Source organism: Bacillus sp. EB600, assembly GCF_024494385.1.
GTDB lineage: Bacteria > Bacillota > Bacilli > Bacillales > Cytobacillaceae > JAEVLT01.
On the sequence record NZ_JAEVLT010000003.1, the window covers coordinates 13,113 to 25,269 of the forward strand.

The window sequence follows — 12,157 nt, forward strand, 5'->3', positions numbered from 1 at the left end:
ATAAATTACTCTGCAAATAAATCCGATGATAAATATCGTTCTCCTGTGTCAGGGGCCATACAAAGTACTCTGGCGTTGGCTGGAAGTTTCTTCGCTATTTCAACAGCATAATAAGCTGCTGCCGCCGCAGATGCGCCTACGAAAATCCCTTCTTTTCTAGCAAGCGAACGCGCCATTTCTTGGGCGTCTTCATCCTTAATTAATAAAATCTCATCGAACACTTCACGGTTCAGCAGGTTCGGAACAAATCCTGGGCCTGTACCTGGAATTTTATGCGGCCCTGGTTTTCCTCCTGATAATACCGGAGATCCAGCAGGTTCAACAACGTAAATTTTTAAATCTGGAATTTGTTTTTTTAATTCTTCACCAGTTCCGGTGATCGTTCCGCCTGTACCGGCTGTCAACACAAAGGCATCTAGTTTTCCCTCAAATGATTCTAATATTTCGACAGCCGTTGTTAACCGGTGGGCATCGGCATTTGCGGGATTTTCAAACTGCATCGGAACAAAACTGTCCGGAATATCTTTTGCCATTCGGATTGCTTCATCAATGGCTCCTTGCATCCCCAATTCTTGTGGAGTTAGATAGACTTCCGCACCGTAGGCCTTTAAAATTTTCACACGCTCGGCCGTAGCATTTTCTGGCATTGTAATAATACAAGGATAGCTTTTTGCCGCACATACCATCGCAAGTCCAATCCCAGTATTACCGGAGGTTGGCTCGACAATTGTACTTTTTTTAGGAATTATTTTTCCTTCTTCTTCTGCTCTTTCAATCATTTTCAGGGCAGCGCGGTCTTTAACGCTTCCGCCTGGATTAAATGATTCCAGTTTAATATATACACTTGCACCCTTTGGATCAGGAATATCATTTAATTTTACAATGGGAGTATGTCCAATAAGTTCAAGAACCGAGTTGTAAAGCTTCATATCATAAACCCTGCCTTTTCTAATTATTTCATCAACCTTACTATAACATACTTTGTTTTCATCTCAATGATGCTCATGAGGTTCACGGGTGAGGTTCATGGGTGAGGTTCATGGGGACGGTTCTCTTGCACCTTCTGTGGGACGGAAGAACCGTCCCCATGCACACCCATGCACAAATGAAAGGGAAAGAGAAGAGGATCTAAATGTAATGACCCCTTCTCTTTCCCTCATGATTTACTATATCGTTTTAAACTGACCCAGCAATTTCTTTCTGCCTTTTCGTCTGCCTCTTAGTTTAGTAATGTTACCTTTACTTGTTTTACTCCGAAATTGATTGCATCCTGTTCAGAAGGAATAAAGACATCAATTCGATTTCCTTTAATCGCTCCGCCCGTATCGGCGGCGGTTGCTTCACCAAATCCTTCTACATAGACTTTACTGCCAAGCGGGATAACAGATGGGTCAACCGCAATGACCTTTTCATTTGGGTTTGCTTTAATGTCAATTCCAGTTGCTGTAATCCCGGAACATCCCTCACATGAAGCTGTATACGCTGTGGCTCTCACTGTAATTTCCTTGGAGCCTGTACTACTTGTTGGTGCAGCTTTTGCAGCAGGTGCACTAGGTGCTTGCTTAGCAGGCTGTGGCGCAGGTGCTGCCGTTGCCGGTTCTGATGCTTGTGCAGTCGGTTGTGGTGCAGGAGCAGCAGGCTCGGGAGCAGCCGCAGGTGTTGTGCTTGGAACAGTTGAGGTTGGTGCAGCTGGCTCGATTGTTTTTTCTGTTACAGCATTATTAGTAGTATTTGAACCATCATAGATTACTAGAGTTAATCCAGGATGGATGAGATCGGTCATTAATTTGTTCCATTCCATTATTTGTTGAGCGCTTACGTGATGAGCCATGGCTATGTCCCATAATGTGTCACCCTGTTTAACTGTATACTGTGTTTCCTGTGTAATTGTTAGTACATCCCCAGGGTGAATAAGATCCGTAGTAAGATGGTTCAACTTTTGGATATTTTCTACTGAAGAATTATGTACGCGTGAAAGATCCCAAAGGGTATCTCCCTTTTGTACTGTTACCGTTGCTGCTTCTGCATTAGCACTTACAGTTCCTGAGAGTACAGCAACTGCTATAATTGTTTTAATCTTGTTAAGCATTCTTTTACCCTCCATGTTCTTTGGTTGCTAATTTTACATAATCTTAACATTGATTTCTCTGAAACAAAGAACAGGGAGATGTTAAATCGTTTACAAGAGTGGCATTTATATTGCAATAGTATTTCTAAGTATGCCGAATAATTGAAAAATAACTTTTCTACAGACTCTCTTAAAGCAAAAAAGGCCCAGTGGTATGCCCCTCTGAGCTCAACTTCTATTTATTACAATTATGTCATGTAAGATGAGTTGGAAAGCTATATATTGATAATATTTACCAAACATACCATTAATTTTTACACATGGGGACGGTTCTCTTGCTCCTTTTGTGGAGCACAAGAACCGTCCCCATGTAAATAAAGGGGGAAAGTCTGATGGGTGATTTACAGATGAAATTGGGCGGGGGGTTAAATAAACTCCAGGATTCTCTTCAACAAGGGAAGCAAAAGCTTCAAACAGTTTAAGAGATTAGTCAGTTCAAAAAAGGGATTTAGGAATTCTCTGAATTGAGGAGCGACCTAATTTTAAAACTCGGGGAAGATACCAATCGAAAACTTCATTTAGTCGAGATTCAAGATCCGCAGCTCCACGAATATTTTCATAGTATAGCAGAGCTTGACCGCCAAATTTTTAATGCCCAAAAATCTTTAGAATCATTAGACCAAAAAAGCAGTACTACGTAACCAAAGACAAAAAGCTGGATGAAATTGTGAATGAACTCAAACAAAATGGCCCGGGAATCAATCAATATAAAAAGCTTACTCCTGTTAAAGATTCTTCCGGTAACAATTTAGTTGAACTCGGAATGGGTTCCAAAAAAATTGGGATTTATCACCAATATGATATACAGGCCTTTTCATTTACGATTAAAGCAGACAGTATTTTGGACAATCCCGAAATTTACTTTAATGGTAAAAAGGTAAAAATGCTTAAAAGTAGAAGTGATTCTGTCACGATCGGTAAATTTTTGCCAGGGGATTATTCGATCAAAGCCATCTATAAGGGTGACTATGTGAATCTAAATGCGGATAAAAAGGTAGATTTTTTGGAGGCAAATAACGGAGTGCATGGGGAGTGCATGGGGACGGTTCTCTTGCTCCTTTTGTGGAGCACAAGAACCGTCCCCATAACACCCCTTATTCGGCCGCTTGGATTGGGTCAACCGTCTTAAGCCGGTGCTTTAACTGTCTTTGTTTCGATTTTTCCAAGCTAAAAAGGATCAAGTGGATAACCAAAACTCCTAGGGCAAATAGTTCAACGGAGTATTCGGCATAGTACCATGACAGCGTCGTATTTATATCATAAAGTGCATGAACGAGGACAGTCACCCAAAGGTTCCGCGTCCATAATAGGATGATACCAAATAAGAACCCCATATCGGCAAAGGTGACGATCGCTCCCATTTTAATCGCCCATGGTTGTTCTACATCTAAAGTATGATCGATACCAAAAAGAATCGAGGTGAAAAACAGCGCTGCCATCAAGAAGATGTCTCTTGATCCTCTTTCCCAGCGCCGGGAAAAGATCTTTTTAAAAATAACAAGAAAAAGAATCAGATAGGCCAGGCGCCAAACCTCTTCCAAACCCGCAAGTGAGTCAGTATATAAATCATAGCCAATCGTATCTACCTTTTCAAAAAAGGTCCAAACCGGACCTGTTGCGGAGACGCCATTATCTTTCTCTTTAGATGTTTGCATATCAGTATAGTCATGAACATATTGATCATAATCATTGTTATAGTCTTGGAAGGCCATTGTTGAATACGTATTGATCACCGTACTTCCAAGAAAGAAAATGAGAAAAGCACTCGTAAACTGAAGTGTTAACTGACGTTTGGTTTTCGGATTCTGCTGCGGACTATCCAGCCGCCGATAAAGCTTCCAGCCAATAAAAAGGGAGGATACCATGACAGCATCATACAAAGTGCTGGCCATGTCGCTGTAACGGGTTAGGTAGAGAAGAACCTCCGCGCCAATTGTTACAACGAGTATCGCAAACAGTAATTTTTTTGAAATTGGTTTTGTTAAGTTATTTGTCATTTAGGTCATTCCCAACCTGTAAATTTTGGTGAAAAAGTCTAGGTTTCTCATTATTTACCTAAAAATTTTACTGCTAGTACTCCGAGCACATTAAAAAAAAGCAGGAAAAAGAAACAGGCAATCGTCCACTTCCATTTTCTCGTCACGGATTTGTCTCCTTTGAATGTATTGGTGGGATTACTTCACCGAGGTAATGAAAAGATTGTAATAGTAATAATTTAACATATCAGTAAACAAATATCAGCAAAAAAAATCATGGGGACGGTTCTCTTGCCCCTTTTTTGGGAGCGCAAGAACCGTCCCCATGCACTAAGCATAAAGAAAATAAAATGTAAACGGATTCATATAAATGTTCATATTTTTTTCATAAATTATGTGAAATTATTCACATGTACGATGATATACTAACCTCGTTAACTTAATAATAAGTAAAAAGATTACTACTTGTAGCAATTTTAAATTTATAAGGTTTAGTAAAAATTAGTTTGAAGGAGACGATCATCTTGAATAACAAAAAGATAAATCGAGTGGTATTAGTTGGAACAGGCGCTGTAGGCTGCAGTTATGCTTATTCTATGATCAATCAAGGAGTTGCTGAGGAATTAGTTCTTATTGATTTAAATGAGGCAAAAGCAGAAGGGGAAGCGATGGATCTTAACCATGGAGTTCCATTTGCACCCTCACCAATAAAGGTTTGGAACGGTTCTTATCAAGATTGTGAAAGTGCAGACTTAGTTGTTATTACCGCTGGGTTGGCGCAAAAGCCAGGTGAAACTAGATTACAATTGGTGGAAAAAAACACGAAAATATTTAAACAAATTGTAAAAAGCATTATGAAAAGTGGATTTGACGGAATATTCCTGGTGGCAACTAATCCTGTTGATATCTTAACCTATGTAACCTGGAAGGAATCAGGATTACCAAAAGAACGTGTGATTGGTTCCGGAACCGTACTTGATTCTGCACGTCTTCGTTTTACGCTAGGACAGTATTTCAACGTAGATACAAGAAATGTCCATGCTTATATCATTGGAGAACACGGGGATACAGAGCTTCCTGTTTGGAGTAAGGCTTCGATCGGAGTTGAAGGACTTGATTCAGTTTTGGCAAAGAAGAACGATCTAAAAGAAGAATGTTTAGAGAAACTTTTCGTTAATGTCCGTGATGCCGCTTATCATATCATTGAGCGAAAAGGGGCTACGTTCTATGGAATTGGAATGTCTCTTGTTCGGATTACCAAAGCGATTCTAAATAATGAAAACAGTATCCTGACCGTTTCGGCTTATCTGGATGGAGAATATGGACAAAAGGATGTCTTTATTGGCGTTCCCGCTGTTATTCACCGTGGAGGCATCCGGGAAGTACTTGAAATTGACTTGAATGAAAAGGAAAAGGAACAATTTAATCACTCTGTTTCCGTATTAAAAGATACGATGAAGCTTTAATATACATTTCATAGTTGAAGGCTCAAACCCCAAGATGTTGATATCGAATCCAAGTAGGTTGATATATGGGGAATAGCGGTTGAAATAATCCGAAAACAGGTCGATTTTTTAGAAAAATTAATTTGAAAAGAACTAATTTTTACTTTTTACTTACGTTATTTTTAGAACAGTTACACTCCTTTAGGGAGTTTGCGTTATATTTTTCATGACAGAAGGTGAAATAATGGAAACTATTAATCATCGAAAAAAAGGTTACTTTATGATGGCTGTTTTATGGCTAGCATATGTAACCTTTGCAATGAACTGGGTGGCCGGTTCTTCATTGACCCCGCAAATCACTCAAACCTTTTTTGGCGGGCCGGTGGATCCTCTTATCTCACAATTAGTGAATTATTCGATTACAACCGCCCGGGTGTTTGCGAATATATTAGCTGCCGTTGTGTTAATGAAAATGGGTCCTAAAAAAGCGGCTGGGACTGCAATTGGACTGTTAATGATGGGGCTTGTTGCCATATATCTCCCTAATTTTTGGGCCTATACAGTGGCGAGAATGGCCATGGCCATTGGGGGTTCGATGGTCATTGTCTATATGAACCCGGTTGTGGCGCATTATGTGACAGACTCAAAAGCTAAGCTGAAGATTAATGCAGCCAATACGGTTACGTATAATGCCGGTGCTTTTATTGTTGCAGTCCTGTTTACCATTTTTGCTAAGCAAATGGTTGTCAACTGGCGCTTAACAATGACGTTTTTTGCTGCTTTAACGATCTTGTTTTTCATCGGCTGGCTTTGGAAAGCTGAAAATTTTGAAACAAAACAAAATGATAAAAAAGAAGCATATGGCTATAAAGATGCGCTTAAGGATGGGTTTTTATGGCGCTACGGCTTGGCATTTGCTTCGTTCCTGACACTTTATGTATTGGCACTTGTAAGCTTTAAGGCTATTTTTGATCAATACACATTATTAAATGGTTCCGTTACAAACTTATTAATCTCTGGTTTTGGAATTCTGGGGACATTTGCAGGGATTCGAATCGGAAATAAGGGAGTGCCGCGAAAGCCGGCACTTTTGTTATCAGGAATTGTCATGGTGGGAACCTTTGCCATAGCGCTTGTTTTTGCCAACAAAATTCCGCTTCTTTCGTACACGTTACTTGCCATTTCTGGATTTGCGATGTATGTTCAGTACCCGATCTTTATGAATCTGCCCCATGAATTAAAGGGAATGACGCCACAAAGATTAACGATTATGTTTGGTTTATTCTGGGCATTGGCATATGCGGGCCAAACCATCGCGACAATTATTTGGAGCTACATTTTGGGCACTAAAGGCTACGTACCATCGATGATTTTCTTTATTGCAGTATCTAGCGTTTACATTTTCCTGGTAGCTACCTTCCCAGAAACAAGACAGAAGAAAGCAGAAATCAGAAAAGCAGCATAAATTCATGGGGATTCATGGGGACGGTTCTTTTGTATCGTTCCGTGGGAATTAATAAGTGTCAGGGACGGTTCTTTTGCGCACATTAATGGGAGGACTAGAACAGACTTTATGCCGGTCAGATCCGATCGTCATAGTGAGGTTTGCAGAATCAGAGAGTCATCATGACTCTCTTTTTTTGTCGATTTTTTATATGCATTATTATGCAGGAAAAATTCCTCTTTTCATCGAATAATAAGGTCAAAAGGAGGGAAAATAGCTATGGGATATATGGAAAAAGAATTGAATGATTTAGAAAAAGGGACTATCTATACCACTGAAGAAATAGCCAGTATTGTTTACCACAAAAGTAATGCCACTGTTTTGTGTGAAGATACTTCTTTTTTTCGTAAAGAAGATACTTCATCGCGATATTTAGTGATGAATAGAATAGAATCCTTTATCCATCGAAATGATGGAGGATCCTATTTTATCCCGAGCTCAAAACAATTAGTTTATATCGTAAAAAAGTGTATGTAGCCTATTAGAAAGCATCCTCTTGGGTGCTTTTTGTATGATGAGGTGATGGTTCTTTTGTATCTCTTCAGGATACGCAAAAGAACCGTCCCCATGTCTACTTATTTAAAACAAGAGAAAATCGCTTTTCTTGTTCAAACTTTTTCCCGGTTTTATCCACTTTGATGTTTGCGGTATAGTCCCCTTCCATTTGCAGATTGGCGTTCCCGCTATACAATCCATCTCCGGTTTCTTTCGCTGTCATCGACACATTTCCGTTTGACATACTCATCCCTTCCATATTAAATTCAACGCTTACTTTGGCGCCTTTTACGGGATTTCCTTTATTGTCAATAACTTTTACTTTTATAGGTGAAACTTGACCAGGAGTATATGTTTTTGGTGTAATAAGGTCCACTGTTAATTGATCTGATCCGCATCCGGCTATAAAAATAAGAACCATACTAACAATGAAGAAAGTTAAACTCTTCATGATATCCAACCTTTCAAAAAAATTTGGTGGCTTATCCTCTTACCTTATGAATGGCATATTGATGAGGATGGATGGCAAACTCTATGATTACGAGTATAGCAATAGGGACTATTTTAAGTCTAGTGGGGAGCCCGATTACAATCATGGAATCATGGGGCAATCATGGGGACGGTTCTTTTGTGTCTATTCATGGGACACAAGAACCGTCCCCTTGTACTCCCCCTTGTACTCCCGATACGTTTTCGCTTTCGGCAATTTTTTTACTGATAATCTGGTGAAGCAGGCCTTGATGAGCCACTTGGTTTCTTTTTCTGTTAGGCTTTGGCCGTGGGTGCGGAGGAACTCCTCCTCAAAGGACTGGTCATCATGCGTATCGGCGGTCATTTCCCAATCCTCTTCCTCTGGATAGATCATCCTCGCTGCATTCGTTTTATCTTTAGCCATTTCATTTAGAATTCTACCCTTGATCGACGTATAGGCTAAGCTGGTAAAGCTGCTTTTTTCTTCGTTAAAGCATTTCTGAGTATCCCAAAGTGTGATAAACCCAATTTGATAGAATTCATCGACATTCTTATAAATATTTAAGGATCGGATAATTTTGTGGATCATCGGCTGATATTGGTGTGCTAATTGCTCAAAGCTCTCCATTGCGAATCCCTTTAGGATAGCGCGCTTCCAATGTATTCCCGGGTATCTTTACCATACATGGAAGGGAAAATTTCAGCGAATCACTCAAAATCACATTTGAGGGGAAAGAAGGGGATAAGCATGTGGTTTTTGCTTCTGAAAATCACTTTTGAAGGCGATTTTCGCTTTTTGAGCCTAATAGGATATGAAATGAGAGAATGATAAAAAATTTGCAGACTTCGACAGTTTTTCTGATTATTACAGCTTAATCAAACGTTTGATTAAATTTATATTCACTACCCCAATTCAGGGATCAAGTTTAGTCATTCATTGTAAAAGAGGGACATGGGGGACAGGAGTACCCCGTGTCCATTGAGAGGATTAATCATCATAGCGTACTTGATCTACTCCTTCAATGATTAACTCAAGTTCTGTAAGAAAGTTGAGTTCAAGCGGTTCAGGCATTCGTTCAGTGATTTCTCTAATTTCAATAAGATTTTCGGCCTCTTCGATTGTAGTTGGTGGTTGTTCTAAATGATGGTACCAAACCTTTAATTCATCAATGAATTCATAAAAATGCATCTCAAATCGTTCGGCACAATCTCCACTTTCATCTTCTGAAGCTTTCTTCATCATCTCCCAATCTTCAAGGGCAACTTCCAATTTCCTTTTAACACGATTTATCACATAATCCCTCCTTTTTTTGGTACCTTTGCGTTTATTGACAGCTGACAAAATTTTTCATATAAGCATTCAGCGAAATAACTAACTACTATGTATTTAGAGTATACAAAAGTAACCCCATTAAGACAAAGGTTTCAAGGTTTCGGTAACTGTTGGAGCAATGGATAAAAGGACCAGTAATTTCCCAATTCATAACCTTTAGTATGGATAAGTCTGGGTATATAGTTCAATAGACGATCAAAAGATTCCTAAAAGAATACTTGTTCAGTCACGCTTACCATCGATTTGAAGGGGGGAAGGTCCCGAAAACGAAATACGCTTGAAGATTAGAAAAAAGCGGAAATCATAGATAGGAAGATTATCTAGGTTTCCGCTTTTGTTCTGGGAAAGCCTTTTTAGCTTTGGAAGTCATGTGCGATGATGCTTTTCATTTTTTCTTCATCAATCACGATTTCGGCGTTATTTGCTTTGAGGATGTCATCGTACATGCTTCTTCCAACTCCTGGGAGCTGTTGGTAGCTTAATTGTTTGTCAGGGTCAATATCCTTCACTGCAAGTCCGAGACTCACCATATCTGATGTTGACATATTGGTAGCAATCATAAAATTAGATACCGAGTTAACGAGTGAAGGCAACTTTGGAATATTGCCTGGACTCAATGCTTCTTTTCCAATCCCTTTTAAAGCCTCTAATTGAAGCAGCTGCCGTCCGTAATCCCCATTTGCAAGAGAGTGGCGCTCACGAACTAGCGATAACACTGTTTTTCCATCAAAGTAATGGGAACCGGCATTTATTACTTGCGAACCGACTTTGACATCAGTTGGTACGTTCATTTGGACTCCACCCACAGCATCCACCATCGATTGAAAGCCCTCAAAACTGGTTTCTACATAATAATTAATCGGTACTCCTGCTAACTCACTGACTGCTTGTACAGCCCCTTCGATCCCTTGCTTAGTTCCCTTTTTAGCCTCCAAAATATACTGGACGCTCGTTAGTTTGGTGTAGCCATAACCATCTAAATGAACACGAGTGTCACGAGGAATACTTACCGCATTGATTTGGTTTTTACCCAAATCAACATGCATGAGCAGCATTGTGTCGGAGTGTCCAAGAGTCTGGCCGGGCCTTTGATCTGAACCCATTATTAAAAGGTTGAATGCTTGGGTATCAGCTTTATCATTGGTTTGCGCCGTTGTCTTTTCTGTTTTCTTGGAACTAACAACAGGAACAGTTTTAAAGTGATTTTTAGGCTGTAGCTGATAGTATTCATATGCGAAAGCTGCTCCGGCTAAAATGATAATTCCCAAAAAACTGAATCCAATAACTTTCCATTTCCCTTTTTTCTTCTTTTTCATCATTTTCCCCCATAGTTATCAGTATGTGAATCTAATTAATAGGTTTATAGTCATAGAGTCATTTTACTATCTTTTTAGACAAATGTCTGTTGATTATGGCAAAACCTGCTGTGAATTGCAGGAAAATACGTCATAATGGACACTTCTGGGAATTAAGTCAATTTGCCGCATTTTGCACTATAGATGAAGAAGAAATAAATAGAATACTGGGTGAACAAAAATGAGGGTTGTATGGAGAAGGTCAGTAATTGTTCCATAATTGGATCTTTACAAATGGAGAGCAACTGTTGCGGATAGGCAGGAGAAGACGTGATTACACATATTTCCATTTTGGAAGCGATGACGGTAAAACGCTCGGGGCTCCATAAACAACAAAGTATCGCGAGGGAAATATAAATGTCCTGTCAGATAGGAAGGGACAATAGAACAGAAGCGAGAGGAATATTGTGATAGTTTATTGCCGGTGGTCAAAAAAAAGAGGACTCCAGTATAATACAGAGGTCCTTTGTTGGAACGGTAAGCCCTTTTACTATTTGTCTATATTCGGGTACAGTTAAAACTAGGATATTAGGAAACCATCTTCATGCTGCTAGATTCTTTTGTTCGGTATACTATGCTTCTTCCGTCTCTTTCCGGACAACAAGAACATCACAGGGCGCGTATCTGGTAATATGTTCTGAGACACTGCCCATTAAGAATCTTTCAACTGCGCTCATGCCTGTTGCACCACAAATTATTAAATCACAGTTGTTATTTTTGGCAATTTCCTTCGGGATTTTTACTCTAGGAGAACCAAATTCAATGGCATAATCCACATCTGTAATGCCTACTTTAACGGCTGTTTCTTTATATTTTTCCAACAATTCAGATGCAATTAATTTTCCTCGTTCAGAAATGGTTTGATCGTTAGCCTCAACTGTGGAATACGCATACGTTCTTGTTTCAATGACATGAGCTAATAAAAGCTTTGCATTATTTTTCCTGGCAATTTCGATTGCCTTTTTAAAAGCCCATTCAGCTTCCTCAGAACCATCAATTGCAACTAAGATATTCTTATACTCGAGTCCCATTGTCCATCTCTCCCTTATCTTAATAGGGGGACGGTTCTCTTGCAATATCAGTGGGATGCAAGAGAACCGTCCCCTTGAACTCACCCTTGAACTCACCTGAACTCACCCTTGAACTCACTTCACTTGAATGGAAGCGGTGATTCCTTCCTTTTCGGTATATCGTAAATCCACAAGCAGCCGGTCCGGATTGAAGTTATGGTAGTCACGTAAGTAAATCGCGACTGAATCGATCAAATCCTGCTCATTGAGATTTCTAGTTTTCCCGTGTGCGTTGGCTGTCGCAGAAAATCCAACGGATGGATTATAAGCTAAGTCGGCCTCAATGCTTTCCGGATTGTTGGATTCCTTTGCGGCTGTATAGACACAGACACTGTCGACAAGATCCTGTTCATTAAATAGCAATTCCATGGAAACGCCCT

Annotated in this window: 14 protein-coding genes; 5 read left to right on the forward strand and 9 right to left on the reverse strand. The window is 39.7% G+C overall.

Annotated elements, in window-relative coordinates; all coding sequences use genetic code 11:
- Nucleotides 1-5: 5 nt before the first annotated feature.
- Together cysK and JN080_RS04470 are read right to left on the reverse strand one after the other, a co-directional pair.
- Nucleotides 6-929 carry a cysteine synthase A gene (gene cysK / locus JN080_RS04465; RefSeq protein WP_256234719.1) on the reverse strand — a complete coding sequence of 308 codons (924 nt, stop codon included), beginning with the start codon at nt 927-929 and terminating at the stop codon, nt 6-8.
- Between the two features lie 290 nt (nt 930-1,219).
- The gene (locus JN080_RS04470; RefSeq protein ID WP_256234720.1) at nt 1,220-2,089 is read right to left on the reverse strand and encodes a LysM peptidoglycan-binding and 3D domain-containing protein; all 870 of its coding nucleotides are present in this window, start codon (nt 2,087-2,089) and stop codon (nt 1,220-1,222) included.
- A 503-nt stretch (nt 2,090-2,592) separates the two neighbouring features.
- Between JN080_RS04470 and JN080_RS04475 the strand changes: the two genes are divergently transcribed.
- The gene (locus JN080_RS04475; RefSeq protein ID WP_256234721.1) at nt 2,593-2,769 is read left to right on the forward strand and encodes a hypothetical protein; all 177 of its coding nucleotides are present in this window, start codon (nt 2,593-2,595) and stop codon (nt 2,767-2,769) included.
- Between the two features lie 26 nt (nt 2,770-2,795).
- Nucleotides 2,796-3,257 (forward strand): zinc ribbon domain-containing protein, encoded by a 462-nt coding sequence (locus JN080_RS04480; RefSeq protein WP_256234723.1) that lies wholly within the window; start codon nt 2,796-2,798, stop codon nt 3,255-3,257.
- On the opposite strand, the gene JN080_RS04485 is transcribed toward JN080_RS04480, so the two are convergent.
- Nucleotides 3,223-4,125, reverse strand: a complete 903-nt coding sequence (locus JN080_RS04485; protein WP_256234724.1) for a CPBP family intramembrane glutamic endopeptidase — start codon at nt 4,123-4,125, stop codon at nt 3,223-3,225. The genes JN080_RS04480 and JN080_RS04485 overlap by 35 nt on opposite strands.
- A gap of 503 nt (nt 4,126-4,628) precedes the next feature.
- Between JN080_RS04485 and JN080_RS04490 the strand changes: the two genes are divergently transcribed.
- From JN080_RS04490 to JN080_RS04500, 3 genes are all read left to right on the forward strand, one after another.
- Nucleotides 4,629-5,570, forward strand: coding sequence for an L-lactate dehydrogenase (locus JN080_RS04490; protein WP_256234725.1), 942 nt, complete (start codon nt 4,629-4,631; stop codon nt 5,568-5,570).
- 223 nt (nt 5,571-5,793) lie between these two features.
- Nucleotides 5,794-7,014, forward strand: coding sequence for an MFS transporter (locus tag JN080_RS04495; RefSeq protein ID WP_256234726.1), 1,221 nt, complete (start codon nt 5,794-5,796; stop codon nt 7,012-7,014).
- A 258-nt stretch (nt 7,015-7,272) separates the two neighbouring features.
- Nucleotides 7,273-7,530, forward strand: coding sequence for a hypothetical protein (locus tag JN080_RS04500; protein ID WP_256234727.1), 258 nt, complete (start codon nt 7,273-7,275; stop codon nt 7,528-7,530).
- 94 nt (nt 7,531-7,624) lie between these two features.
- Here the strand turns inward: JN080_RS04500 and JN080_RS04505 are convergent, their stop codons facing one another.
- The 6 genes from JN080_RS04505 to JN080_RS04530 form a co-directional block, all read right to left on the reverse strand.
- On the reverse strand, nt 7,625-7,999 hold the full coding sequence (locus tag JN080_RS04505) for a FixH family protein (protein ID WP_256234728.1): 375 nt from the start codon (nt 7,997-7,999) through the stop codon (nt 7,625-7,627).
- Nucleotides 8,000-8,182: 183 nt separating this feature from the next.
- Complete coding sequence (locus tag JN080_RS04510) at nt 8,183-8,647, reverse strand: sigma-70 family RNA polymerase sigma factor (protein ID WP_256234729.1); 465 nt, start codon at nt 8,645-8,647, stop codon at nt 8,183-8,185.
- 360 nt (nt 8,648-9,007) lie between these two features.
- Nucleotides 9,008-9,313 carry a hypothetical protein gene (locus tag JN080_RS04515; protein WP_256234730.1) on the reverse strand — a complete coding sequence of 102 codons (306 nt, stop codon included), beginning with the start codon at nt 9,311-9,313 and terminating at the stop codon, nt 9,008-9,010.
- A gap of 392 nt (nt 9,314-9,705) precedes the next feature.
- Nucleotides 9,706-10,668 (reverse strand): LCP family protein, encoded by a 963-nt coding sequence (locus JN080_RS04520; protein WP_256234731.1) that lies wholly within the window; start codon nt 10,666-10,668, stop codon nt 9,706-9,708.
- Between the two features lie 611 nt (nt 10,669-11,279).
- Entirely contained in the window at nt 11,280-11,738 is a 459-nt protein-coding gene (locus JN080_RS04525) for a universal stress protein (protein WP_256234732.1), read from the reverse strand.
- A 114-nt stretch (nt 11,739-11,852) separates the two neighbouring features.
- Nucleotides 11,853-12,146, reverse strand: coding sequence for a DUF2653 family protein (locus JN080_RS04530; RefSeq protein WP_256234733.1), 294 nt, complete (start codon nt 12,144-12,146; stop codon nt 11,853-11,855).
- Nucleotides 12,147-12,157: the final 11 nt, after the last annotated feature.